Source organism: Pelomonas baiyunensis, from assembly GCF_043555935.1.
In the GTDB taxonomy this organism is placed as follows: Bacteria; Pseudomonadota; Gammaproteobacteria; order Burkholderiales; family Burkholderiaceae_C; genus Pelomonas; species Pelomonas baiyunensis.
In genome coordinates this window covers 83,245-108,605 of record NZ_JBIGIB010000007.1, presented here as the reverse complement: position 1 = coordinate 108,605, position 25,361 = coordinate 83,245, and the positions used below count along the sequence as shown (strand labels likewise).

Here is a 25,361-nt window from a genome sequence, read left to right as displayed (position 1 = left end):
TTTGAGCGGCGCATGCCATGAAGCTGTTTCTACGTTTTCTGTTCGACGTTCGCGTCCTGAGCGTCCTGGGCCTGCTGGCCTTGGCCATCTTTCTGTTCTTGGGGGCGGACGTGCTGCGCCTGAGCCTGATGTGGGCGGTCGCGTTGCTGCTGCTGGCCGTGCTGGCTTACGGCGGCGTGTGGCTGGGGCGCAAGCTCTGGGCGGCGCGCGCCGCACGGCGCCTGGCCGCCGGGCTGGACGAGGCCGATGCGGCCGATCGCGCTGCAGACGAGCGGGACCGCGCCGAGGTGGCCCACCTGCGCGCCCGGCTGGACGAGGCGGTCAGCACCATCACCACTTCCAAGCTCGGGCAGTCGGTGGGCAAGGCCGCCCTGTACGAGCTGCCTTGGTACATGGTGATTGGCAACCCGGCTGCGGGCAAAAGCACCGCCATCGCCAACAGCGGCTTGAACTTTCCCTTTGCCGACAAGCAAGGCGCGGCCGTGCAAGGCATTGGCGGCACCCGCAATTGCGACTGGTTCTTCAGCACCGATGGCATCCTGCTGGACACCGCGGGGCGATACGCGGTGCATGAAGAAGACCGTCGCCAATGGCTGGGCTTCCTGCGTCTGCTCAAACGCACCCGGCCGCTGGCGCCCATCAACGGCATCCTGATTGCGGTGAGCATCGCGGAGCTGAACTCCGCGTCGGCCGAAGCCGCCAACCTGCTGGCCAAGAACCTCCGGCAGCGGGTGCAAGAGCTGACCGAAACGCTGGAGGTGTTCCCACCGGTGTACGTGGTGTTCACCAAGATGGACTTGGTGGCGGGCTTTGTCGACTTCTTTTCTGACCGTGACACGGACGAGCGCGAGAAGGTGTGGGGCGCGACCTTGCCCTACAAGCTTGACGCCTCGGTCGATGCCGTGGCCGCGTTTGACCAGCATTTCGATGAGCTTGCTGATGGGCTGAAGGAGTCCACCCTCGCGCGCATGTCGCTCGCCCGGGGCCAGGCGCTGCCGGTGGGCGTGCTGAGCTTCCCGCTGGAATTCCAGGCCTTGAAGCCTGCCCTGCGTGCCTTCGTGGCCACTTTGTTCGAGGACAACCCCTTCCAGTTCAAGCCGGTGTTCCGGGGCTTTTACTTCACGAGTTCTGTGCAGGAAGGCGAAGCTCAAAGCCATGCCAGCGCAGATGTCGCGCGCCAATTCGGCCTGCAGCCCCCCCGGCTGACCGGCAGCGCCACCATCCTGTCAGGCTCCGGCTACTTCCTGCGCGACCTGTTCCGGCAGGTCGTGTTCGCAGACCGCGGGCTGGTCAAGCAATATGCCAGCCGCAACAAGCAGCGCCTGCGTTTGGCCGCGTTCGGCGGCAGCGTCGCGGTGTTGGCCCTGATGCTCGGCGCCTGGGCGTGGGCCTACCAGGGCAACCGGCAGCTGATGCAAAGCGTGGAGGCCGACTTGCGCAAGGTGGTCAGCCTTCAGGCCGAGCGCACCGATCTGGCCTCGCGCCTCGAGGCGCTGGAACTGCTGCAGCAGCGCATCGAGCAACTGCAGGCCCTGCGTGACAACCGGCCGGTTGGACTGAGCTTGGGGCTCTACCAAGGCGAGGCCATCGAGCGGAAGCTCCGGCTGGAGTACTTCGAAGGGGTCCGCCAGTTGCTGCTCAAGCCAGTGCAGCAAGGCATCGAGGGCTACCTGGCCGAGGTCAACCAGAACGCATCCGCCTTGCAACCCGTGGTGCGTGCACCGATGAGCGCTGCGCCCGAAGCCGCCGCCGCTGCGGGCACCGCGGCATCCGGTGCAGCAGCCGGCTCACCGGTGGCCGCTGTGACCAGCAGCGCCGTGCGCTCCCGCTTCACCGACCTGTCGCCCGGCAACACCGAAGAGGCCTACAACGCCCTCAAGAGCTACCTCATGCTCGCCGAGCGCAATCGCATGGAGCAGTCGCACCTGGCCGACCAGCTGACGCGCTTTTGGCGTGTGTGGCTGGACGAGCACCGGGGCACGCTGCCACGCGAGCAGCTGCTGCGCAGCGCCGAGCGCGTGCTGGCCTTCAGTCTGGCCAATCTGCAGGACGAAGCCTTTCCGGTGATCGCTCCGAACCTGGGCCTGGTGGACCAGACGCGTGAAAACCTGCGCCGGGTCATGCGGGGCATGCCGGCCCGCGAGCGCGTGTATGCCGAGATCAAGGCGCGCGCAGCCACCCGGTTCCCGACGATGACCGTGGCTCGCATCCTGACCGAGGCCGGTCAGGCGCCTGAGGTCGGCAGCACGCCGCCGCTGGCGGGCAGCTACGCCATCTCGGGCACGTTCACGCGGCAGGCCTGGGAAGGCTATGTGCAGGGCGCCATCAAAGAGGCCGCCACCGCCGAGTTGCAGCGGGTGGACTGGGTGCTGAACGCCGCGCAGAAGGACGATCTTTCGCTGGAGGGCAGCCCGGAGCAGATTCGTGCCGCGCTCACCGAGCTCTACAAGACCGAGTACGTCAAGGAGTGGCAACGCTTCCTGCAGGGCGTGAGCGTGGCTGGGTTTGCGGACTATGCCGATGCCGTGCGTCAACTCAACCGGCTGGGCGAGCCCCGGAATTCGCCGCTGAAGGCGCTGTTCAACACCTTGTTCGAGCAGACGTCGTGGGACAACCCGTCACTGTTGAACGAACGGCTGGGCAAGGCGCAAGCCGGCATCGTGGAGTGGTTCAAGCAATCGGTGCTCAACCTGGCGCCGTCCCGCGTGGAGGTGGGCGTCAACGTCAGCGGCGCCGCGGCCAAAGAGATCCCGATGGGGCCGGTGGGGCGAGAGTTCGCCGGCTTGACCCAGGTCATGCTGGCACGCGATGGAAAGCCTACGGGTCTCGAGGAATATCTCAAGCAACTGTCCACGGTGCGCGAGGCGTTCAACACGCTGAACAACCAGGGCGACAAAGGGCCGGGCGCTGCCGCCCTGATGGCCGCCACGCTGGAGGGGCAGAAATCTCCGCTGGGTGAAGCGCTCAACCATGTGGACAGCAGCATGTTGGCGGCCATGCCGGCCAGCCAGCGCAATGCCTTGCGGCCATTGCTGGTGCGACCGTTGATTCAGGCCTACGCGGTGCTGATTCCCAGCGCCGAAGTGGACTTGAACCGACGCTGGGAAGCCGAGGTCTACGGCCCGTTCCAGCGCAACCTCGCGGCCAAGTACCCGTTCAATGCGGCCGCCCGCGTGGAGGCCGGCGCCGAAGAAATCGCCGCCGTGTTCGGCCCTGCGGGGGCGATTGCCAAGTTCGGCACCGACACCTTGGGCCGCTTGGTGAACCGGCGCGGCCCCATGGTGGATGCCCGCACCTGGGCGGAGCTGGGCATCACGCTGCGGCCGGAGTTCGCCCAAGGCTACGGCGGGTGGGTGGCGCCGCTGGATGGGGCGGCCGCGGGCACCGGCACGGCGTCTGCGGGTACGTCTGGCGCCGCCGGGGCAGCCGGCGCAGCCGCGCCGGCTGCGGCACAAACGGCCTTCCAGCTGCTGCCGCAAGGCGCGCCGGGCTTGCTGGAGTACACGATCACCGTCGACGGTCAGTCGCTGCGCTACCGCAACACGGCGGCGACCTGGACAGACATGGTCTGGCCCAACCCCACGCCGCAGCCCGGTGTGCGCATCACCGGCGTCACGCTGGAAGGCAAGCAGGTCGAGTTCCTGGATGAACGCGGCGCGTTCGGCATGAACAAGATGTTCGATCAGGCCAAGATCCGCAAGCTGCCGAATGGCGACAGCGAGCTGAGCTGGTCTCAGGGGCCACTCGCGGTCACGGTGCATCTGCGCCTGCTGAAGGCGCCGGGTGCCACGCCCACGCCGGCCGCGCCGGGGGCGGCGGGCACCAGCGGCGCTGGCGTGCCAGTGGGTGGCGTGGCTGCGTTGCGCGGGCTCAAGCTGCCGCCACTTGTGGTGGGAACCGATGCCACGCCGCCGGCCGCAGCCGGCACCATGAACGCGGCAACGGCCGCACGCAATGCGGCGTCGGCTGCTGGGGAGAAGCGCTGATGAGCAGCTCACAACAACAAGTGCAGCTGATGCACTTCGGCAAGCTCCCGGGTCGGGGCGACTTTGTTCGCAGTGCCACGCACACAGGCTTGGTTCAGATCTTTGACCGCTGGTTCAGCGGTGCGCTGGACCTGCTGGCGGCGGATGCCCGCTGGAAGGAGTTGTACGACGGCGCAGAGCCACTGCACTTCGCGGTGCTGGGCCCGCGGCGGCCGCACGTGGTGGCCGGCCACATCCGCCCGAGTGCGGACGGGTCGGGCCGCCGGTTTCCGTTCCTGGTGGCGGGCATGCTGGAAGTGGATGACCCGGCCTCGTTCATGGGGCGCGCGCCCCTGGCCCTGAACCGGCTCTGGACCCAATGCGACCAATGGGCCCGCCGGGCGCAGCAGGAGGCTGATCCGACCTCGGTGCTGGCTGCGTTGGGCCAGCACCGGGTGGAGGTGAACACGGCGGCTGCGGCCTACGACGCGCCGACGGCTGACTTCACCGACATGCAGACCGTGGGCAGCGCCCAGGCTTTGCTCAACCATGCGGCGCGGGAAGTGGATTTCGCGCGGTGCGTGCTGGGCTTGGGCGTGCTCTTGCAGCCCGTGCCGGCCAGCGGCAGTGCCCGGCTGGACACGGGCGTGCGCTTGCCGTTGCCGATGGACCCGCTCTACCGCCCCTACATGGCCAGCTGGTGGCTCGACCTGGTGCGCGGCTTCCTGGCGCGGGCGGACTTTGAGGTGTTGCTGCTGCTGCCGCAGTCGCCCGAGGCGCCGGCTTCCATCGCCATCGGGTTTGCCGGCGGCAGTGCGCCTGCTCTGGCAGCCTACCTCGGACGCCGCCCACAGGAGGCGCCCTACGTGGACCTGCTCAACCCGGAATGGGCCGACGAACCGGCCCAGCAAGACCCCGCCGTGCGCAAGCTTGCCAGCTATCTGCAGCAGCAAGGGCTGTCTCTGGCACAGGTGGGGCGCACCTTCCGCGAAGCCTTCTTGGGGGAATGACATGAACACAAGCAAGCCATTCGGCGCCGCGTTGCTGTGGGCTGCGGTGGCCGTGGCCCACGGGCCGGTCGTGGCGCAGCCGGTGACTGCGGGCGCCAAGCCCGTCGTCGTGTCGGGCACCGTGCCAGACGAGGCCACGCGAAGCGCCATCCTGCAGCGGGTGCGCGAGGTCTACGGCACCGACCGGCAGGTGGTGGACCAACTGGCCATTGGCAAGCTCAGCGCGCCGGCCAGTTGGGCGCCGCAGGTGGCGAAACTGATCACGCCCGAACTGCGGCAGGTGTCGCAGGGCGAGTTGCGGGTGAGCGGCACCACCATCGACATCGAAGGCCAGGTCGCCAACGCCGGCGTTCAGCAAAAGCTGGGCAGCCAGCTCAACGCCGCCCTGGTGAACACCACGTACAGCGTTCGCAACGGGCTGCGCGTGGGCGGCGGCCAGGCGCAGCTGGATGCGGCCTTGGCCGATCGCATCGTCGAGTTCGAGCCGGCCAAAGACACGCTGACGCTGGAAGGCCAGCGCATCCTGGACGAGTTGCTGCCGGTGCTGCAGCAGTTCAACGGCCGGCGCTTTGAGGTGATCGGCCACACCGACAACGCCGGGGTGCGCGAAGCCAATGTCGCGCTGTCGCAGGCACGCGCCGAGGCGGTCAAGCGCTACCTGGTGGAGCGCGGCTTGCCCGCCGCCAGCATCGTCACGCGCGGTGCCGGGCCCGACCGGCCGATCGCTGACAACGCCAATGCCCAAGGCCGCGCCCGCAACCGCCGCATCGAGTTTCGTGTGCTCGCGTGACGCGGCGCACCGCCAGGCGCCACCGCACGCTCGGCTTCCACCGTCGCAGCCCACCTTGCCGCTCGCCCGCCTGACCGCGGCGGCTTCCTCTTCACCTGATTGCCAATGACCCTCCCATGACCGGTATCGCTGACCTTGTTCATGTCCTCTCGCCCGACGCGCCCTCGGGCGTCGACCTGTCCCTGTCGCCGGAATTCGACGCGATTGCCGAGCTGCGGCGCGAAGACGACGCCACGCTCGCCCAGGGCGAGTGGGTCACCGCGTTGAAGGTGGCCGACTGGCCGGGCGCAGCCGCAGCCTGCGAAGCGCTGCTGAAAAGCCGCACCCAAGACCTGCGCGTGGGGGCCTGGTGGGCAGAAGCCCGCTCGCATGTGCAGGGTCTGCGCGGGCTGGCCGATGGCTTGGGGCTGGTGGCAGCACTGCTGCGCGAGCAGTGGGACACGGTGCATCCGCAGATGGAAGGTGGTGACCCGGATGAGCGCGTTGGCGCGCTGAACTGGTTGCTGATGCGCGTGGCGCCGCTGACCCAGCAAGCGGCCGTGCTCACGCTCAACCGGCGCAAGGTCACGCTGATGGAGGTCGATCAGGCCCGCCAGCGCCAGCGCGAGGGCACGCCTCCGCCCGAAGGGCAACCCGCGCTGGATGCTATCCAACGGGCGCTGGCCCAAGGCGGCCACAGCAGTTTCGAGGCCTTGATGAACGCGGCCTCGGCGGCCCGCGCCGCGCTGCACGACCTTCAGGTCGAGGCGGACCGTCGGTTTGGGGATGACGGCCCGGCGTTTTCTGCGGCCCACAAAGCGCTGGAGGCTGCGGCGGAGAGCTTGCAGCGGCTGGGGCGCGACAGCGGGCTGGGTGCCGCACAGCCGACGACGTTGGCCGCCGGTTCGGAGGATGCCCATGCTGGGGAGGAGGGCTCGACAGCTCCGTCCGCCACCACCTCCGCTGCGGCCTCCGGCGTGTTGCAAAGCCGCACACAGGCGTTGCAGCAGCTGCGGGATGTCGCGGCTTACTTCCGCCGCACCGAGCCGCACAGTCCGGTGGCCTACCTGGCCGAAAAGGCCGCCAAGTGGGGCGAGTTGCCCTTGCACGCGTGGCTGCGCCAGGTGCTCAAGGACGAGGGCAGTTTGTCTCGGCTGGACGAGCTGTTGGGCTTGGAGCCTTTGGGCGGCGAGTCGTGAACGCGGCCGAGGCTTGATGAAGCCGCTTTAAAGCCGCGTTAAAGACGCGTTGATGGCATCGCTCGCCACTTGCGCAGGCCTCATCCACACCCCAGCAAAAGGGCGCCCCACGGGGCGCCCTTTGTCATGCCGGGGTGCCCGGCGGGTGACCCGCTTCAGCCTCCACGCATGCGGCGACGGGCCGTAGCCAGGGCCGCCAGGCTGGTGAGTGCCAGCGCCAGGCCGGCGGGCTCGGGCAGGTTGCCGGAACCCACGTCGAACGTGAGTTGGCCCGAGGTCCACACGCCGTCCAGGCCGCCCGCCTGGGCGTCCACGAAGGCTTCGCTGAACTCCAGGCGAAGCAGGCCGTCGGCGCCTACGCTCAGGCCGTAGCCGGACAGGTCGACCGAGCCGGCGTATTGACCCGTGCCACTCAGCGCGTCGGCCATGCCGGGGGTGAGGGTGACTTGATCCAGCCCGCTGGAGCTGCCGAAGCTGACCTGCATTTCCGACAGCAAGCTGGGTGTGAAGGCTTCCAGCAGCACCTGCCAGTTCAGGCTGTTGAGCACGGCGTTGGCGCCCACGTTGACCAGCCACACGGTGTTGCCCGCATCGCCCAGCAGGCCACGGCTGGCCGCACCGGACACGTCCACGGCGACCGGAGCCGCCTGTGTGTGAAGGCCGGCCAGGGCCAGGGCCGCTGCGGCCGCGAGTTGCTTGAACTTGATCATCAGTTGTCCTTTCAGAGGGCCGCAGCCGGGCGTGCCACGAACACGACGGCGGTGCGTGCGGGCAGGGTGAAGGTGCCGGTGGCGCTGTTGAACCGGGCTTGGGCGGCTCGCTTGTCGGCCGCGTCTGGCGCGGTGTGAACGGGGTGCAGGCCGAGCGCATGGCCCGCCAGCGACGGCAGGGTGAGCTGCTTGTCGGCCTTGTCGACGTTGATCAGGTAGACCAGCTCGCTGAAATTGGCGCCGGCGTAGCCGTTGCCGTCCAGCCGGCCGACCAGCACCGTGGGTTCCTGGGCCGAACCGGTGTTCAGGAAGCTCAGGCGCGCCTTGATGTCGTCGGCCGTGCGCAGGCGCAGCAGCGTGCTGCTCTTGCGAATCTTGAGCAGGTCACGGAAGGCGTCGCGCGTCCAGGCGATGTCCGCCGCGGTGGGCTTGATCAGCGGGTTGGCCAGCAGCGGGCGGGCGTAGGCCCAGTTGTCGCCGTTGTCACGCGCCGGGGGCAGGCCCACACCGAAGTTGTTGTCCTGGTAGCTCCAGTCCAGGCGGTTGAACCAGTCGCCGCTGTCGTAGCTGTTTCGGTCCAGGCTCTTGCTGCGCAGCGTGTCCACGCCGGCGTGGAAGTACGCCACGCCCTGGCTGAACGCGTTGATGGCGCTGGCCAGGATTTGCACGCGGGCGCGGTCTTCACGGCTGGTGCCGGTGGGCAGGCGGAAGGCGTTGTTGTCGAACAGGGTGAGGTTGTCGTGGTTCTCCACGTAGTTCACGACCTCGCCCGGCTCCAGCACCCAGCCTGCGGGAATGCCGCCCACGTCGATCTGGTCCAGGCGCAGTTGCGCGTCCCAGCTGGTTTGCATCTGGAAGCTGCGAATCGAGCCTGCCAGCGAGGCCTTGATGCGGTCGGCCTGCCACATCAGCTCACCGCGGCTTTGGCCCGAGGCGTTCGCGTTGGCGTCATAGAAGAAGCCGTTCACGTAGCCCTGGCTGGCGACGATGGCGTTGCCGGTGTCGCAGCAGCCGCCGCCCCGCACCGCGTCGCGGATGATGGGGTTGAAGCTGCCGATGCCCGAGCCGTTAAGTGACAGCATCTCGGCCTGCACGAAGCGGGCGCCGTTGGCGACTTCACCGAAGTTCCAGCCTTCACCCACGATCTGCACCTTGCGGCCGGCAGCCGCTTCGACGCGGGCCTTCAGCGCCTCGATGACTGAGCGCGGGTGGTGGCCCATGATGTCGAAGCGCAGCGAGCTGATGCGGTAATCGCGCACCCAGGTCACGGCCGAATCGATCATGAGCTTGCCCATCATCAGGTTCTCGGCCGCGGTGTTTTCGCAGCAGGTCGAGCGCTCGATGCCGCCGGTGTCGTTCAGGCGGTAGTAGTAGCCCGGCACGATCTTGTCGAGCACCGAGTTCGGGTTCTGGCCGGACGAGGTGGTGTGGTTGAACACCACGTCCATGCCCACGCGCAGGCCAGCCGCGTTCAGGGCCTGCACCATGCGGCGGAACTCCACCACGCGGGCCATCGGGTCGGCCGAGCTGCTGGCGTAGCTGCCTTCCGGCGTGGTGAAGTGGTAGGGGTCGTAGCCCCAGTTGAAGCAGTCGGTGCCGGCCGTGGCGGCCACCGTGGCTTGCTGAGACTCGCTGTCCGGCGCGCCGGACGGGGCGGGCGTGACGCAGCTCTTCTCGTTGACGCTGGCCAGGTCGAACACCGGCAGCAGGTGCACGTCGGTCAGGCCGGCGGCGGCCAGGGCGGCCAGGTGCTTCATGCCGTTGGAGCCGGCTTCCGTGAACGCGCCGTACTTGCCGCGCTTGGCGGCCGGCACCGTCGCGTCGTTCATCGAGAAGTCACGGACGTGCAGCTCGTAGATGCTCAGGTCCGACGGTGCAGCCACCGTGGCGGGCGGCGCGCCGAGATCCCAGCCGGCGGGTTTGGACTGCGGCGATTGCAGGTCCACCACCACGCTCTGCTGGCTGCCTTGCGTGAGGCCCAGGGAGTAGGGGTCGGTCACCAGGTTCTTCACAAGGCCCGTGCCCTTCACGAACACCTGCACCTGGAAGCGGTACTGCGTGCCCTGCAGGTTGCCGGGCTTGGCCAGGCTCCAGACGCCGGTGGCGACGTCGCGGGTCATGGGTTCGGTGGAGGTGCGCGTCAGGCCGGAGTTGCCCAGCGGCGTGGTCAGCACGGCCGACACGGCTTGGGCCGTGGGCGCCCACACCTTGAAGCGCGTGCTGCCGTTGGCCACGGTGGCACCCAGATCAGGCACGTTGGCTGCGGCGGTGTAGAGGTCATCCAGGGCGCCGGCCACTTGGGCGGTGGTGGCGTTCTGGACCTTGCCGTTGGCGTCTTCCTGCACCAGCACCAACTGCTGCTGGTGCAGCGACGGCAGGCGGGCGAGGTCGGCGGCGCGCACGGTGAACACCGCGCCGCTGGCCACGTACTTGAAGCGCAGCGCGTCAGCGGCCGGAACCGTGCCGCTGAAGGCATCGAGGGTGATGAAGCCGTCAGCACCTTGCACCGGGGCATCCAGCGCGACGCTGATCTGGCCGGTGGCCGAGTGGTACAGGCGCACGGTGCCGGAAGCCGTCACGCGCGGCCACTTCACGAGGCTCTTGTTCAGCCACACCGCGCGGGCGTCGGTTGAGGACACCTGGCGCAGGTCGGGTGCCGACGTGTAGACCGTGGCGTCTCGCTCCACCATCCAGATGTGACCGATCTGGTTTTGGATGTTCAGCGCGGCGAACTCCACGCGGATGTTGTTGGGCCGGCCGTCCTTGTCGTTTTCGTTGGGCGGCATGCCGTGGATGATGAACTCCAGGGCCTTGCGGTTCACATCGCCTTGTGGGTTGAGCACGGGGATGTCGAACACCACGTCGCCGTTGTCGGGCGTGTAGTTGGCCATGCTGCTCAGCTGCACCGGCTGGCCCCATTGCTCGATGGCCACGCCGGCGGGCAGGGCGGAGGCGTTCAGGCCGCTGCCGTTCCACAGGTGCAGGCCCCAGGCGCTGTAGTTGCCGTCAAAGCGCTTGTAGTGCACGCGCAGGGTCTTGATATCCGGCACGGGCAGCAGCAGCGGGTTGCTGGTGTAGCTGTTGCTGTCACCCTGCAAGCGCCAGATTTCGTTGGCCCCCGACTGCAGCACGTAGCTTTGGTCGGCGCCGCCGTTGTCTTTGTTGTCGCCGTTGTGCAGCAGGAAGCCCACCGTGCCCGAGCCCGAGGCCAGGGGCACGTCGTAGTAGACGCCGAAGTCGTCGGAGCCCGCGGCATTCCAGCCGCCATTCCAGTTCGGGCTTTGGGCGGCGTTCCAGGTGTGGATCTGCCACCCGGCATGGTTTCCGTCCGCACGGCGGTAGTGCACGCGCAGCGAGGTGGCCGGGGCGCCGGGCGTGGCCACGGCGGCCGCCTTGACTCGGGGAGCTGCACCGGCGGCTGGCACGCCGGCCAGCAGTTCGACGTCGCCGTCGGCCGACGCGGCGCTCACGCTGGCACTGGCTTGTGCCCCGAGTTCCGGGGCGTTGCCGCCGCCACATCCGGCCATCAGGCCGCTCAAGCCGAGTGCTGCAGCACCCAGCCACCGCCGCGCGTGTCGCGCGAACTCAATCGTCCATGCTGTCATGTCCGAGTCTCCTTGGAATTGCGCGCATGCTAGTGAAGTAAAACTACATTGGTTAGTTGGTGGAATCCCGGTGCCGTCAGCCAAGTTCTTCACGAGCTCATGGCGTGATTCTGTGCGCGCCGCGCATGTTTACGCCAAATTTGAGTTTGGATGTAGTTTTGCTTCTGCTTGAGCGAAGGCGCTAGGCCGCGTGGAATGACTGAGGACACCCACGGCGACCAGGGCTAAGCTCCCGTGCAGGAGGTGCGCCATGCACACACACAGATTGCTGCGCAGGCTGTTGGGGCTGTTGCCGTGGCTGTTGGGCGGTTTGGGACTGGGCGGCTGCGCCACGCCGCCATCCACTGGCGCAGTGGCGCAGCCGCCGGTCGGCGTGTTTCTGGATGCGGCGTTCCGCCCGCCGCGTGCGCCCATCGATGCGAGCGCAGCGCTGGCGCTCAGCCCCGCCATGGAACGTTTCGCGGAAACCGAAATGGCCGCCGAAATTCGCCGCAAAGGCGTGCGCGATGGTTTGATCGATGCGCTGTACAGCCGCGCCCAGTTGCAGCTCGACTACGACAGCGACATCACCCGCACTGCGGCCGAGGCCTTCGAGGCCCGGCGGGGCAATTGCATGTCTCTGGTGCTCATGACGGCGGCTTTTGCGCGCCACCTCGGCCTGCCGTTTCGCTTCAACAGTGTCTACACGGAAGATAGCTGGACGCGTGCCAACGGCATCTACTTTGTGGCCGGTCACGTGAACATCACTTTGTCTCGGGCGTTGTCCACGCGTGCGCAAACGCTGTTTGGCGAGCCGGACTACCTGACCATCGATTTCCTGCCGCCCGATCAGGCCCGAGGCTTGCGCAGCCGGGTGATCGAGGAGAGCACCCTGCTGGCCATGTACCTGAACAACCGCGCAGCCGAGGCGCTGGGGCGTGGTGAGGTGGATGAGGCGTACTGGTGGGCGCGCGAGGCGATTCGCTCAGACGCCCGATGGCACGCGGCCTACAACACGCTGGCCGTGCTGTACCGGCGCAAGGGCCTGCAGGAGCGCGCCGAGTCCACGCTGCAATGGGTGTTGGCGCGTGAGCCGGCCAACGTGCAGGCGCTGTCCAACCTGATGTTGGTGCTGAACGATGCGGGTCGGAAGGCGGAGGCAGATGTGATTGGCCGGCAGCTGGCGCAACTGCAGCCGGTGCCGCCGTACAAGTATTTCGATGAGGGCTTGGCCGCCATGCGCGCCGGGCAGTACGCGGCAGCGCGCCAGCTGTTCCGCCAGGAGCTGGACCGGGCCGCCTACGTGCCGGAATTCCACTTCTGGCTGGCGCTGGCCAATTTTGGTTTGGGCGATGTCAGTGCGGCCCGGAGCGCCATCGCCAAGGCGCTGGAGAACAGCGCCACCACCAAAGACCGAGAGGTGTACAGCGCAAAGCTTGCCTGGCTGAACGACCTGCGGGATCAGCAGCAGCGGTCGCGCAGCTTGTTGCGGGGCAGTGCGGGGTCTTGATGGGGCCTTGGGCGGGGTTTTGAGCAGGGCTTTGAGCCAGGTGCGGCGTCAGAGGGGAGCAAGCCCGTGCCTGGCGCGGGCGCGGTTGCAGGCGTCGTCGGCCAGCCCCATCGGTGCGCGCTCGCCGAACTCGCGGCACGGCGAGGGCCGCCATTCATGGATGCCGCAGGCGGTTTTCACGCCAACTTGCCCGCTGAGCGCGGCGCAGCGCGGTCGGGCGTGGTCGGTGCCGCGCATGCGAACCAGGCGGCCCGTCACGGGTACGGCCAGCCCATCGGGCACGCGGCCGCCTTCGCTTTCGAGTTCACTGCAGTCGAAGTCCACACGAAAGCTGGCGCAACAGGCGCCACAGGTCAGGCAGGGGTTCGCACTCATTGGGTCAGTGTAGGCAGGGCTCGACACTGGTCGGGTCAAGACCAAGGAGATGTGATGCGTCAACTGTTCATGGCCCTGGCCTGCGGGCTCAGCAGTGCGGTCGTGTGGGCTGCCGATCTGTCCGTGACGGTGCTCGACCGCCATGGCAAGCCGCTGGCAGATGCCGTGGTGCTGGTGGACAGCGCCGTGCAAGGCGCGCGCCCCGCCACACTGCTGGAGGCCACCATCACGCAAGAGAAGCTTCGCTTTGTGCCGGCGGTGACGGTGGTGGGCCTGGGCGCCAAGGTGAACTTCAGCAACCTGGACGGCTGGGACCACCATGTGATCCTCGGGCTGATGGGCGCGGGTGGGGTGTTTCTCGATCCCGGGCAAAACACTCAGTTCCGGCTTCCTGCGCTCAAGGGCGCCAAAGCGCCCGCGGTCGAGAGCAAGCAGCTCTCGCAACCCGGCGCTTACTTGCTGGGTTGTCACATCCACGGCTCGATGCGAGGCCACATTTATGTGGCCGACACGCCGTGGGCGCGTCTGGTGGGGGAGGACGGCAAGGCGTTGCTGCAATCCGTGCCCGAGGGGCCGGCGCGCATCCGCATCTGGCATCCGGATCAGCTGGTGGATGGCGCGCCGGTGACAGTGCAGGTGCAGGCCGCGGGCTCGGCCATCTCGGTGCCCACCCAAATCAGCCCGGCACGCAAGAAGCGGCCGGCGGGCGACCCTTACTTCGGCGGCTGAGCGGGCACGCCCGGCGCGCGCCCACCCATGGGCTGCGTCAGCGCAGCAGGCCCGACTCGAAACCGTGTGCCGGCAGCTCCACGCGGGGTGCGGGCGTCCAGCCGGCCTTGCGGTGCTCGGCCACGACGTTGGTGTAGATGCCGCCGCGCACGTACCACTTGGCGGTGATGCGGATGAAGCGCGGGTCGGTCACCTTGACGATGTCGTCCAGGATCTTGTTGGTGACCTTTTCGTGGAAGGCGCCTTCGTCGCGGTAGCTCCAGAAGTACATCTTCAGGCTCTTGAGCTCCACGCACAGCTCGTCCGCGATCATGTCGATCGTGAAGTGGGCAAAGTCGGGCTGACCGGTCAGCGGGCAGTGGCAGGTGAACTCGGGCACCTGGAACTGGATGACGTAATCCCGCTCCGGGTTGGGATTGGGGAAGACGAGGATGTCTTTGCTGGGCTTGGACGGCGGGTTCTTCGGCACCTCGCGCATCTTGGGCTTGCTGTTCTTCTTGGCGGGTGCGGCAACGGCGGACTTCTTGGTGGCCATGGGAATGCGTCTTTCAGAGAGGGGGCGAATGCTATCATCCGCCCCCGTCGAAGCGCCTGTGAAGGGCGCTTTTCTTTAGCCAAATCAAGGGCTTACGTCCAAGCTTCATGCGGCTGAATTCGATCAAACTGGCCGGCTTCAAATCCTTCGCTGAACCCACCACCTTCCAGTTGCCCGGGCAGTTGGTGGGCGTCGTGGGGCCGAACGGCTGCGGCAAGTCCAACATCATGGACGCCGTGCGCTGGGTGCTGGGCGAAAGCAAGGCCAGCGAGCTGCGTGGCGAGTCCATGCAGGACGTCATCTTCAACGGCAGCGGCAACCGCAAGCCGGCGGGGCGCTCCAGCGTGGAGCTGGTGTTCGACAACAGCAGCGCACGCGCCGGTGGCCCCTGGAACCAGTTCACCGAGATTGCGGTCAAGCGCGTGCTGACGCGTGACGGCACGAGTTCCTACTTCATCAACAACCAGCCGGTGCGTCGCCGCGACGTGCAGGACGTGTTCCTGGGCACGGGCCTGGGGCCGCGTGCCTACGCCATCATCGGCCAGGGCACCATCTCGCGCATCATCGAGAGCAAGCCCGAGGAGATGCGCCTGTTCCTGGAGGAAGCCGCGGGCGTCTCCAAGTACAAGGAACGCCGCCGCGAGACGGAAAACCGCCTCAAGGACACCCGCGAGAACCTCACCCGCGTGGATGACATCCTGCGCGAGCTGAACACCAACCTGGAAAAGCTCGAGCGCCAGGCCGAGGTGGCCGCCAGCTACCGCCATTTGCAGGATGCCGGCACGCTCAAGCTGCACCAGCTCTGGTTCCTGAAGCTGCGTGACGCCGGCAACGAGGCCACCCGCGTGAAGCTGGCCCACGCCGAGGCACTGACCGCGCTGGAATCCCGCACCGCCGAGCTGCGCGCCGTGGAAGCCGAGTTGGAAGAGGTGCGTCAGCAGCACTACGCGGCGGGCGACGAGCTGCATGCCTCGCAAGGCCGCTTTGCCGAGGCACAGCTGGAAGTGAGCCGCCTGGAAGAGCGCATCCGCTTCGTGGTGGAAAGCCGCAACCGTGCGCAGCAGCGCCTGGCTGAATTGCATGCGCAAGACCAGCAATGGCGCGAACGCGTGGAGCAATCGGCTGCGGAACTGGAAGGCATTGCCGAGCAGATCGCTGGGGCCGACGAGCAAAGCGAGATCCTGGCCGCGCAGGCCGAGGAACAGCAGGCTCAGTTGCCACTGGCTGAAGACGCGCTGCGTGCCGCTCAGGCGCGGGCCAACGAGCAGCGCGCGCTGGTGGCGCAGGTGCAGCAGCAAATTCAGGTGCTGGCCGCCGAGAGCCGCAGCGTGGACGAACAGGCCCGCGCGCTGCGCCAGCGCGAGGACCGTCTCACGGCCGAATCGCGTGCACTGGGTGCGCCTGACGACGAAGCCCTGGCGGGCTTGCGCGAACGCAGCGCGGCGGCCGACGAGGCCCGCGACCTGGCCGACGCCCGGCTGCAAGAACTGGCCGAGCAACTGCCCCAGTTGGAGGAACAGCGCCGCACCCTGCAGCAAGACGCCAACGCGCAGCTGGCCAAGCAGTCTGAGCTGACGGCGCGCCTGGAGGCCCTCAAGGCTCTGCAGGAAAAGGTGCAAACGGAAGGCAAGCTCAAGCCTTGGCTGGCCAAGCACGGGCTGGATGGTTTGCAAGGCCTGTGGACGCGGCTGCAAATCCGCCAAGGCTGGGAAAACGCGCTGGAAGCGGCCCTGCGCGAACGCATGGGTGCGCTCAGCGTCGGCCGGCTGGACACCGTGCGCGCGTTCGAGGCTGACGCGCCGCCGGCTCGACTGGCGTTCTATTCCACGCCTTCCGGCGCGATTGCGAACGCGCACGAAACCCTGCCCAAGCTCAGCAGCCTGCTGACGCTGGACGACGCCGGGCTCACGGCACTGCTGAACGACTGGCTCGAAGGCGTGTACACCGCCACGAACCTGGACGAAGCCCTGGCGGCCCGCAGCCGGCTGACGCATGGCGAACTGATCCTCACGCCGCAGGGCCACGCGGTGGGCCAGTTCTCGGTCACGTTCTACGCACCCGACTCGGAGCAAGCCGGCTTGCTGGCCCGCGCGCAGGAGATCGAGCAGCTGACCACCGCGCAGCGCGCGCAAAACCTGATCGCCGACGAAGCCCGGGTGGCGCTCACCCGCATCGAACACCAGTTCAACGACGCCAACGGCCGCCTGGCCGCCCTGCGCCGCGAGGCCAGCGAGGCGCAGACGCGTGCGCACCAGATCCAGGTTGAGCTGCTGCGTTTGACCCAGCAGGCCGAGGCCAGCCAGCAGCGGCGCAGCGCGCTGGATGCGGAGCTCGCCGAGATCGCCGAACAGCAGGAAGCGCTGCAGGAACGCCGCGCCGTGGGCGAGGCCCGCTTTGAAGAACTCGACATCCAGTTGGGCGACGCCCAGCAGCGCCATGCGGAGTTGGAGGACGGCACCATCGCGGCCGAACGCAAGCTGGCCGACGCCCGCGAACAGCTGCGCACGCTGGAGCGCCGCTCGCAAGAAGCCCGATTCGCCACCCAGTCGCTGGCCGCACGCCGTGGCGAGTTGCAGCGTGGCATCGAAACCGCGCAGGCGCAGATCGCCACCGTCGCCAGTTCCGCCGCCAACCTGCAGGCCGAGTTGGACACCTTCAATGACGCCGCCGCACAAGCCGGCTTGCAAGACGCGCTGGCGTTGAAGCTGGAGCGTGAGCAGGCCCTGGCCGCCGTGCGTTCCAGCTACGACGACCTCAGCTTGCGCCTGCGCAAGGCGGACGAGCAGCGCATGAGCTTCGAGCGCAGCCTGGACCCGCTGCGCGAGGCCATCACCAAGCTGCAGCTGGAAGAGCAGGCCGCGCAGCTGGGCGGCGCGCAGTACCGCGAGCAGCTGGAAGCGGCCGAGGTGGACCTGGAATCGCTGGGCAAGTCGATTGAAGACGGCAACGTCAAGCTCTACGGTCTGCAGGGCGAGATCGACCGCATCAACCGCGAGATCGCGGCCCTCGGCGCGGTGAACCTGGCCGCGCTGGACGAGCTCACCGCCGCCCGCGAGCGCAAGACCTTCCTCGACTCCCAGTGCACCGACCTGAACGCGGCCATCAAGACACTGGAAGATGCGATCCACAAGATCGACCTCGAAACCCGCGACCTGCTGGGCTCGACCTTCAACCAGGTCAACGACCACTTCGGGCGCATGTTCCCGGAGCTGTTCGGCGGCGGGCAGGCGCGCCTCGTGATGACGGGCGAGGAGATTCTGGACGCCGGCGTGCAGGTCATGGCCCAGCCGCCGGGCAAGAAGAACAGCACCATCCACCTGCTGTCCGGTGGCGAAAAGGCGCTCACCGCCATCGCCCTGGTGTTCGCGATCTTCCAGCTCAATCCGGCGCCTTTCTGCTTGCTGGACGAAGTGGACGCGCCGCTGGATGACGCCAACACCGAACGTTATGCGCGCCTGGTCAGCAAGATGAGCTCGGGCACGCAATTCCTCTTCATCTCGCACAACAAGATTGCGATGGAAATGGCTGAACAACTGATCGGCGTGACCATGCAGGAGCAAGGCGTCTCCCGCATCGTCGCCGTGGACATGGACAAGGCTTTGGCCATGGCAGAAGCATGAGCACCAGCTTGACGCAATTGCTGGCGATTGCCGGCGGGCTGGCCCTGGCCGGTGTGGTGGCGCACGGCGCCTGGGCAGCGCGCAAGGCGGGCCCCAAGCGGGCCGCGCCGCTGCAGGAAGAGCCGCATTTCGGCGGCCAGGCCGAGCCCACGCCGCAGGCCGCCGACGGCACGCCGGAAGTGGTGCTGGACGCCATGGACGCCACGCTGCCCGCCGTGGCCCGGCCGGTGCGCCGCCCGTCGGCCCGCATCGACGCGCTGATCGACGCGATCGCCACCATCACCATCGAAGGCCCGGTGGCCGGTGAATTGGCGTTGCAGCACCAGCCCGGCAGCCGCCGCGCCGGCACCAAGCCGCTGCAGATCGAAGGCCTGAATGCCGCCACAGGCGATTGGGAACTGCCCGCGCCGGGGCAGCGCTACGGCGAGTTCCAGGCCGGCCTGAAGCTGGCCAACCGCAGCGGGGCGCTCAACGAGATCGAGTACTCCGAGTTCGTGCAGAAGATCCAGGCCTTTGCCGACGGCATTGGCGGCTTCGTGCAGTTCCCGGACATGCTGGACGTGGTGGCGCGGGCGCGCGAGCTGGACCAGTTCGCCGCCAGCCATGACGCCCAACTGGCGCTGCTGCTGCGCGCCAAGGCCACGGCTTGGACGCCGGGCTTCGTGCTCCAGTGCGCGGCGCGCCACGGCTTTGTGGCCGGCGCCTTGCCTGGGCGGCTGGTGCTGCCTTCGGCCGAAGAGGGCGCGCCGCCGGTGCTGACCCTGCAGTTCGACGCCCAAACCGCTCTCGCGGAAGACCCCGAGGCCCTGTCGCTGCGCGAACTGACGCTGGAGCTGGATGTGCCGCAAACCCCCGCTGAGGCCGAGCCGTTTGCGGCCTGGCAGGAAGCCGCCCGCGCGCTGGCGCGCGACCTGGAAGCCGACGTGTGCGACGACCGGGGCCAAGTGCTGGGCCTGCACGCGTTCGCGGCCATCGACGTGGAGCTCAAGAAGCTGTACGAAGCGCTTGCCGCCCGCGACCTGGCGGCCGGCTCGCCCGCTGCGCGCCGCCTGTTCAGCTGAGCCCCAGCCGCGTGACATAGGGCTCGCTTCCTGCGGGCTCGCGCGCCGGCTTTTCGGCCTGCCGCGCCTACAGTCGCTGCGCGGCGGCCCTCAACGGGGCCGCCCAGCGATTGGATGGGCAGCGGCGTTTTCCTCTTTTTCCCCCGAACCCCAGTGACCGACGGGCGCCGCCCGCCGGTGTGGGTGGCGCGCTTCGCCCCAATCGCCGCGCTGTGCTGCGCGTTGGCCCTGCTGTCGGGCGATGCCCGAGCGGTGCCCGCGTCCGCTTTGGCGCGGCAGGTGGAAGCCATCGAGGCGGCACACGGCAACGAGCCCGCCGAGGTGGTGGCGCGCCTGGCGCCGCTGGAGGCGCAAGCGCGCACCGCCGGGGGCGACGCGCTGCGGGTGTTTCTGGCCGCGTGGGGCTACGCCCACGGTGCGCTGGACCGCATGACCGTGGCCGACACGGCCACTGCCGAGCTCATCAGCCTGGGTGAGCGCGAGGGCAATGCCAGTGCGATGGCGTCGGCCTTTGCGCTGCGGGGCACTTTGCTGCAGTTGTCTGGGCGGCTGGGGGCGGCGCATGACTGGATCTCGGCGTCGCTGCCTTGGGTGGAAAAGAGCACCGACGAGCCGCTGCGCTACTGGGTGTTCATGACCGGTGGCAACGTGGCCCTGGCGACCGGGCGCCTGCAGGAGGGCTTGCGCTTGTACGAGCAAGCCCTGGTGTCGGCGCAGGCCCAGCACAACCCGCGACGCGCCGCTCAAGCCAAGCTCGGCATGGCGCCGGTGCGCCTGGCCCTGCGCCAGGTGGACCGGGCGCGGTCGGAGGCACAGGATGCCTACCGCCTCGCCACCGAAGCCCGTGTGCCTGGCCTGCAATTGGCGGCCAAGCTGCTGGAAGGCTTGACCGAAGAGGAGGCCGGTCGCCTGCCCGAGCGGGACCGCGCCCACACGCAGGCACGGGCGTTGGCGGCGTTGGTGGACGCTGGCAGCCCGGCCGCCAGTGCAGCCGCCAGCGGCACGGAGGTCAACCCGGTCACGGGCGGGCCGGCTTGGTTCAACACGCAGGCGGAGGTGGTGCAGGAACTGGCCGACTTGCACCTGAGCGCCCGCAACTTCGCGCTGGCGCGGCGCTATGCCGAGCGGGCGCTGGGCCATGCACAGCGCGAGGCTGACCCGGAAGGGCTGGATCTCGCCACCATCAGCCTGGGCCTGGCGCGTTTGGGCGGCGGTGAAGGCGCCGCGGGCCGGGCCCAGGTGACGCAAGGCTTGCAATCGCTGGAACGCCGGGGCAAGCGCATTCGCCTCATGGAGCAGTTGAACCGCTACGCGCAGCTGCTGGAGGAGTTGGGTGACGCCGCGGGGGCGGTGCGCGAGTCTCGCAAGGCCTTGGGGCTGGAGGCCGACCTGGTGCGTAACGACCGGGTCAGCACCGTGCTGGACCTGCAGCGCCGCTCCAGCTTCGAGCAAACCCAGCGGGCCATGGACGCCCTGCGGCACGACAACGAATTGCAGGCCAGCCAGTTGGCCCGGCATCAGAGCGAATTGCGCCTGTCGCTGGGCTTGGCGGCGGCGCTGGGCGGCGTGTTGCTCTTGGCCGTGGCACTGCAGCGCCGCACGCGGCGGGCCAATCTGGCGCTGCAGGCGCACAACGACGAACTGGCCCGCGTGAGCCTGCACGACCGTGTGACGGGCCTGCCGAACCGGCGCGCGCTGGAGTTGCGGGCGGAGGTGCTGCAGCACGAAGGGTTCATCGGACTGGGCATCGCCATCAATCGGTTCAGCCGCATCATGGCCAGCCTGGGCGCCGCGGCGGGTGACGAGTTGCTGTGCCAGGTCGCCGCGCGGCTGCTGCCGCTCGTGCAAGCTGCGGGCGGCCGGCTGTACCGCATGGACGGCCTGTCCTTCGGCGCCGTGCTCCCGCGTGCAAGCGACACGACCGCGCTGCCCGAGCTGCTGGACGCCTTGCTGCTGGCCATCAAGCCAGTGTTCGAGGTGCAGCACCAGCAGCTGGCGTTGACGCTCAGCATTGGCGCCGCGGACTGCGCCCCGGGCAGCGCGCGCATTGCCGACGTGGGCAAGGCGGTGCAGCTGGCGATGCGGGCGGCGCAGAAGCAGCCGGGCAACAGCGCGGTGGTCTACACCGATGACTTGCTGGTGCGCGAGCGGGACCGGCTGCAGCTGGAGGCGCGCCTTTCCCAGGCGCTGGAGCGGGGTGAGCTGGAGCTGTTCTACCAGCCGCAATGCACGCTGAGCGACCGGCGCCTCACCGGCTTCGAGGCGCTGCTGCGCTGGTGCAGCCCCGACGGGCTGATCCCGCCCGACCAATTCATTCCGCTGGCCGAGGAGTCCGGCTTGATCGTGCCCATCGGGCGCTGGGTGCTGCAGCAGGCCTGCCGGCAGGCGCAGGCCTGGCAGGTGGCGGGCTATGGCCAGCCGGTGGTGGCCGTGAACATCTCGCCGCGGCAGTTGCAGCACCCGAGCTTCATGGCCATGGTGCGGGACGTGCTCCAGTCGACCGGTGTGGACCCGTCCAGCCTGGAGCTGGAGATCACCGAAAGCGCCGTGATGGACGACGCCGAGGGCACGATTGCGACGCTGTCGGCCCTGCGTGACCTGGGCCTGCAGTTGGCCATCGACGACTTCGGCACCGGCTATTCCAACCTCGCGTACTTGCGGCGCTTTCCCATCCACCGGCTCAAGATCGACCGCAGCTTTGTGCGCGACCTCGGGCGTGATGCCAGTGCCGCCGCCATCGTGCGCGGCTTGATCCAGCTGGCGCACAGCCTGCAACTGTCGGTGGTGGCGGAAGGCGTGGAGGAGCCGACCCAGGAGGCCTGCCTGCGCGACTGGGGTTGCGAGCTGATGCAGGGGTTTGGCTTTGCCCGGCCCATGCCGGAGCCGGATGCCACGATGTTCCTGCGCGCCCGACCGCCGGTGGTGCCGTTCACGCCGGCCCGCCCCGCGGCATAAACTGGCCCGGTCTCGGCCACCGGAACCCGCGTTTGACCACCAGCCTGCTGCTGATTGCGGCGCTCATTGCGGCGAGCGCGTTTTTCTCCATGGCCGAGCTGTCGTTGGCGGCGTCGCGCCGGCTCAACCTGCAGCAGCGCGCCGATGCCGGTGACCACCGGGCGGCCAAGGTGCTGGCGGTGCAGGCCCACCCGGGCGATTACTTCACCGTGGTGCAGATTGGCGTGAACACCGTGGCCATCCTGGCCGGCATCGTGGGGGAGGGCGCGTTCACCCCGCACTTTGAATCCCTGTTCGGGCTGGTGATGCCGTCGGAACAGGCCGCCACGCTGGGGTTTGCGGCCTCGTTTGCCAGCATCACCTCGCTGTTCATCGTGATGGCCGACCTCGTGCCCAAGCGCTTGTCGATGAACGAGCCAGAGCGCGTGGCCATGGCGCTGGTGGGGCCGATGCTGGCCCTGTGCCGCGTGCTGCGGCCGTTGGCGTGGTTGTTCAGTGGGCTGACGGAAGGGCTCATCCGCCTGCTGGGGCTGCCTGCGAAGCGCGACGAGACCATCAGCCACCGCGACATCCTCGCGCTGACCGAGGCCGGCTACCAGGCCGGCGTGGTGGCGGACGAAGAGCAGCAGGTGATCGAGAACGTGTTCGAACTGGACACCCGCACGGTAGAGACCGTGATGACCACGCGCGAGCGCATCGTGTTCTTCTCCCGTGACGATGACGATGTGTTCATCCGCAGCCGCATTGCCGATGCGCCGCATTCCACCTACCTCGTGTGCGACGAGGGCGACATCGACCGCATTGCCGGTTACGTGGACGCGACCGACCTGTTCCAGCGCGTGCTGCGGGGCGAGGCGCTGAGCCTGGCGGGCGAGTTGGTGAAAAAGGTGCTGATCGTGCCGGACCGGCTGACGCTGTCGGAAATGCTCACGCAGTTCCGCGAGGCGCATGAAGACTTTGCCGTCATCGTCAACGAGTACAGCCTGGTCGTGGGCGTGGTGACGCTGAACGACGTGATGAGCACCGTGATGGGCGCCCTGGTGGCCCCGCACGACGAAGAGCAGATCGTGCGCCGGGAGGACGGGTCTTATCTGGCCGATGGCATCACGCCCATCCCGGACGTGGGCCGCGCGCTGGGCGTGGACAGCTGGCCGCAGGCCGGCACCTACGACACGTTGGCCGGCTTCCTCATGGTGATGCTGCGCCGCCTGCCCCGCCGCACCGACGGGGTGGAGTGGGGCGGCTGGCGCTTCGAGGTGGTGGACGTGGACAGCTACCGCGTGGACCAGGTGATGATCACCGCGGTGGCGCCCACGTCCTCGGTCGGTGCGGTCAGAACTTGAAGTTGCCGTCCGAGCGGGACTGCGAGCCGCTGGCGCAGCTGGTGAACTCGCGGTTGCCGCTGGTGGTGGTTTGGTTGCTTTCCCACACGGCCGTGCTGCCGTTCCACTTCACGTACTTGTACTGAATGGCGGTGCCGGCCGGCAGGCTGACGGTGCCGCTCCAGGGCACGTTGGCGCCTGAGCCCTGGATGGTGAGCGCGAAGCCCGAGGCCGGTGCCCAGCTGCCCAACCCGCTGACGCTGCCCACCACACGCAGGTTTTGGCCCACGGTGGTGTTGGCGTTGGCGATGGTGAAGGTGACCGAGCAGGTGCTGGCTGTTCCGCTGACCTTCTGGCCGGTGTAAATCGCCACCGCCGGGTTGCCGCCGCTGTTGTTGGCGGGCACCGTGACGTTGGCATTGCCGCTGGCGTCCACCGTCACGCTGTCGCCGGTGCAGCCGGTGCCCGCGGCGTTTTTGGTGCCGTTGATGACGTTGCAGTAGGTGCCCGCCGGTAGGCCCGTGGCGAAGCTGCGCGTCCAGGCGCTGCCGCTGTTATTCAGCGCCACGAAGCCCACGCTGCCGCGGCTGAAGGCCACCTGGTTGCCGTTGTTGCCCACGGTCCAGTTCTGCTGCGCCTGGCCGATGGCGGCGTTGCGGAAGGCCACCATGTTGGCCAGCGGCGTCCAGCGGTGGGCAAAGTCCCAGTTCACGTTGATTTGGGGCGTGCCGCCGCTGTAGGGGCTGGCCGTGGGGCGGTCGGCGTTGGTGTCGCTGAACTTGTAGCCGGAGTACAGCTGCGCTTCACCGTAGCCCTGGGCCAGCATGAAGATGTTGGCCAGCGTGTAGCGTTGGTTGGCGCCGTCGTTGCTCAGCTGGTTGTTGATGTTGAGCGAGCCACCATTGCGCTCGGTGTCCCAGTTGGTGATGAACACGGTGGCGTTTTGCGGCTGGATGAAGCCCCAGGTGCCGCCCCAGTTGCCCCAGGTGCCCATCACGGTCGGGATGCTGGCGAGGTTCAGCCCATTGGCATTGCGAAACACATCGCGCATGGCCGAGGTGAACTGGAACTCGTTGAGCGTGCCCACGGGGAAGTAGGCCGGGCGGTCCACTTCGCCGTCGTTGATGATTTCCTGCGTCACCCAGATCGGCTCACCCTGCAGCGTCTTGGGGTAGGCCGCCTTCACGGTGTTCATGATGGACGTCCAGGCCGTGGCGGGCATGTGCTTGGCGGCGTCAATGCGGAAGCCGTCCACCCCCATGGCCAGCAGCGCCTTCAGGTAGTTGGCGATCTGGCCCTGCACATAGGCGCTTTCGGTGGCCAGGTCGGGCAGGCCGCCGAGGCGGCAGTTCTGCACGTTGCTGCGGCCGGCGGGGGAGTTGTAGTCGGCGTCGTTGATGTTGCAGTTGGCGTGGAAGTCGCTGGCGCTGAAGTAGGGGTAGGTCAGCGTGGCGGCGTTCCAGGTGGAGCCGTCGGTGGCGGTGCCGCTGCCGTCGGCCATCTGGTTGACCACGATGTCGGCGTACACCCGCACGCCCGCTGCGTGGCAGGCGTTGATCATGCTTTGCAGCTGCGCCCGCGTGCCCATGCGGCTGGTGAGGTTCACGTAGTTCACGGGCTGGTACACGCCCCACCAGCCGTTGGCGTTCTTGCTGGCGCCGGGCGGCGAGATCTGCACGCCGCCAAAGCCCTTGGGCCCGAGCCACTGGGTGCATTCGGTGGCCACGTCGTTCCAGCCCCACTGGAACATCTGCACCGAGGTGCTGTTGGGGTTGAGGGCGTGAGCTGGGCTGGCGAAGCCCATCAGCGCCGTCATGGCGGCGGCCGAAGCGGTGGCGGTCAGGGCGTGGTTGAGCCGGCGGCTCAAAGGCAGCAAGTGCATGCGGTGTCTCCGGTGGTTGTGAAACCGCCCTCTGTGGGGCGGCTGGTCCGGCCAATCGACTGCATGCCCTGGCCGCCTGTCCCGGCTTGGGAAGGTGGGCGCACTCTATCGACTTAGAAACTCGCGGGAGCGTAG

At 68.2% G+C, this 25,361-nt stretch carries 15 protein-coding genes; 10 read left to right on the top strand and 5 right to left on the bottom strand.

From position 1 onward, the window contains the following. The first annotated feature begins 17 nt into the window (after positions 1-17). The 4 genes from tssM to tssA all read left to right on the top strand — a co-directional run bounded on the left by tssM (position 18) and on the right by tssA (position 6,943). A complete protein-coding gene (tssM, locus tag ACG01O_RS20795) occupies positions 18-3,986 on the top strand; it encodes a type VI secretion system membrane subunit TssM (protein WP_394387360.1) in 3,969 nt (1,322 codons plus the stop codon). After that, positions 3,986-4,975, top strand: coding sequence for a type VI secretion system-associated protein TagF (tagF, locus tag ACG01O_RS20790; protein ID WP_394387359.1), 990 nt, complete (start codon positions 3,986-3,988; stop codon positions 4,973-4,975). Before tssM ends, tagF begins: the two co-directional genes overlap by 1 nt. 1 nt (position 4,976) lies before the next feature. Then, the gene (locus tag ACG01O_RS20785; RefSeq protein WP_394387357.1) at positions 4,977-5,765 is read left to right on the top strand and encodes an OmpA family protein; all 789 of its coding nucleotides are present in this window, start codon (positions 4,977-4,979) and stop codon (positions 5,763-5,765) included. A 116-nt stretch (positions 5,766-5,881) separates the two neighbouring features. After that, positions 5,882-6,943: a type VI secretion system protein TssA gene (gene tssA, locus ACG01O_RS20780; RefSeq protein ID WP_394387355.1), complete on the top strand. Its 1,062-nt coding sequence runs from the start codon at positions 5,882-5,884 to the stop codon at positions 6,941-6,943. Between the two features lie 155 nt (positions 6,944-7,098). On the opposite strand, the gene ACG01O_RS20775 is transcribed toward tssA, so the two are convergent. Continuing rightward, positions 7,099-7,653, bottom strand: a complete 555-nt coding sequence (locus tag ACG01O_RS20775) for a PEP-CTERM sorting domain-containing protein (RefSeq protein WP_394387354.1) — start codon at positions 7,651-7,653, stop codon at positions 7,099-7,101. Between the two features lie 11 nt (positions 7,654-7,664). Further along, positions 7,665-11,258, bottom strand: coding sequence for an alpha-1,6-glucosidase domain-containing protein (locus ACG01O_RS20770; RefSeq protein WP_394387353.1), 3,594 nt, complete (start codon positions 11,256-11,258; stop codon positions 7,665-7,667). 250 nt (positions 11,259-11,508) lie between these two features. Here ACG01O_RS20770 and ACG01O_RS20765 point away from each other — a divergent pair, with 250 nt between their 5' ends. Then, complete coding sequence (locus tag ACG01O_RS20765; protein ID WP_394387352.1) at positions 11,509-12,747, top strand: tetratricopeptide repeat protein; 1,239 nt, start codon at positions 11,509-11,511, stop codon at positions 12,745-12,747. A gap of 48 nt (positions 12,748-12,795) precedes the next feature. On the opposite strand, the gene ACG01O_RS20760 is transcribed toward ACG01O_RS20765, so the two are convergent. Continuing rightward, complete coding sequence (locus tag ACG01O_RS20760) at positions 12,796-13,122, bottom strand: YkgJ family cysteine cluster protein (protein ID WP_394387350.1); 327 nt, start codon at positions 13,120-13,122, stop codon at positions 12,796-12,798. Between the two features lie 54 nt (positions 13,123-13,176). Here ACG01O_RS20760 and ACG01O_RS20755 point away from each other — a divergent pair, with 54 nt between their 5' ends. After that, the gene (locus tag ACG01O_RS20755) at positions 13,177-13,851 is read left to right on the top strand and encodes a cupredoxin domain-containing protein (RefSeq protein ID WP_394387349.1); all 675 of its coding nucleotides are present in this window, start codon (positions 13,177-13,179) and stop codon (positions 13,849-13,851) included. A 37-nt stretch (positions 13,852-13,888) separates the two neighbouring features. On the opposite strand, the gene queF is transcribed toward ACG01O_RS20755, so the two are convergent. After that, positions 13,889-14,329, bottom strand: coding sequence for a preQ(1) synthase (gene queF / locus ACG01O_RS20750; RefSeq protein ID WP_394387545.1), 441 nt, complete (start codon positions 14,327-14,329; stop codon positions 13,889-13,891). A 164-nt stretch (positions 14,330-14,493) separates the two neighbouring features. Here queF and smc point away from each other — a divergent pair, with 164 nt between their 5' ends. The 4 genes from smc to paeA all read left to right on the top strand — a co-directional run bounded on the left by smc (position 14,494) and on the right by paeA (position 23,365). After that, positions 14,494-18,006: a chromosome segregation protein SMC gene (gene smc, locus ACG01O_RS20745; protein WP_394387347.1), complete on the top strand. Its 3,513-nt coding sequence runs from the start codon at positions 14,494-14,496 to the stop codon at positions 18,004-18,006. After that, entirely contained in the window at positions 18,003-19,067 is a 1,065-nt protein-coding gene (locus ACG01O_RS20740; RefSeq protein WP_394387345.1) for a cell division protein FtsZ, read from the top strand. The genes smc and ACG01O_RS20740 overlap by 4 nt, the downstream gene beginning before the upstream one ends. A 153-nt stretch (positions 19,068-19,220) precedes the next feature. Further along, positions 19,221-22,022 (top strand): putative bifunctional diguanylate cyclase/phosphodiesterase, encoded by a 2,802-nt coding sequence (locus ACG01O_RS20735; protein WP_394387344.1) that lies wholly within the window; start codon positions 19,221-19,223, stop codon positions 22,020-22,022. A gap of 32 nt (positions 22,023-22,054) precedes the next feature. Beyond that, a complete protein-coding gene (gene paeA, locus ACG01O_RS20730) occupies positions 22,055-23,365 on the top strand; it encodes a polyamine export protein PaeA (protein ID WP_394387342.1) in 1,311 nt (436 codons plus the stop codon). Here the strand turns inward: paeA and ACG01O_RS20725 are convergent. Beyond that, positions 23,355-25,226, bottom strand: coding sequence for a carbohydrate-binding module family 20 domain-containing protein (locus ACG01O_RS20725; RefSeq protein ID WP_394387340.1), 1,872 nt, complete (start codon positions 25,224-25,226; stop codon positions 23,355-23,357). The genes paeA and ACG01O_RS20725 overlap by 11 nt on opposite strands. Between the last annotated feature and the right edge of the window lie 135 nt (positions 25,227-25,361).

What these genes read in the sequence shown, in the direction of transcription:
- tssM (WP_394387360.1), top strand. Translation starts at nt 18, where the DNA reads ATGAAGCTGTTTCTACGTTTTCTGTTCGACGTTCGCGTCCTGAGCGTC.
- tagF (WP_394387359.1), top strand. Translation starts at nt 3,986, where the DNA reads ATGAGCAGCTCACAACAACAAGTGCAGCTGATGCACTTCGGCAAGCTC.
- ACG01O_RS20785 (WP_394387357.1), top strand. Translation starts at nt 4,977, where the DNA reads ATGAACACAAGCAAGCCATTCGGCGCCGCGTTGCTGTGGGCTGCGGTG.
- tssA (WP_394387355.1), top strand. Translation starts at nt 5,882, where the DNA reads ATGACCGGTATCGCTGACCTTGTTCATGTCCTCTCGCCCGACGCGCCC.
- ACG01O_RS20775 (WP_394387354.1), bottom strand. Translation starts at nt 7,653, where the DNA reads ATGATCAAGTTCAAGCAACTCGCGGCCGCAGCGGCCCTGGCCCTGGCC.
- ACG01O_RS20770 (WP_394387353.1), bottom strand. Translation starts at nt 11,258, where the DNA reads ATGACAGCATGGACGATTGAGTTCGCGCGACACGCGCGGCGGTGGCTG.
- ACG01O_RS20765 (WP_394387352.1), top strand. Translation starts at nt 11,509, where the DNA reads ATGCACACACACAGATTGCTGCGCAGGCTGTTGGGGCTGTTGCCGTGG.
- ACG01O_RS20760 (WP_394387350.1), bottom strand. Translation starts at nt 13,122, where the DNA reads ATGAGTGCGAACCCCTGCCTGACCTGTGGCGCCTGTTGCGCCAGCTTT.
- ACG01O_RS20755 (WP_394387349.1), top strand. Translation starts at nt 13,177, where the DNA reads ATGCGTCAACTGTTCATGGCCCTGGCCTGCGGGCTCAGCAGTGCGGTC.
- queF (WP_394387545.1), bottom strand. Translation starts at nt 14,329, where the DNA reads ATGCGCGAGGTGCCGAAGAACCCGCCGTCCAAGCCCAGCAAAGACATC.
- smc (WP_394387347.1), top strand. Translation starts at nt 14,494, where the DNA reads ATGCGGCTGAATTCGATCAAACTGGCCGGCTTCAAATCCTTCGCTGAA.
- ACG01O_RS20740 (WP_394387345.1), top strand. Translation starts at nt 18,003, where the DNA reads ATGAGCACCAGCTTGACGCAATTGCTGGCGATTGCCGGCGGGCTGGCC.
- ACG01O_RS20725 (WP_394387340.1), bottom strand. Translation starts at nt 25,226, where the DNA reads ATGCACTTGCTGCCTTTGAGCCGCCGGCTCAACCACGCCCTGACCGCC.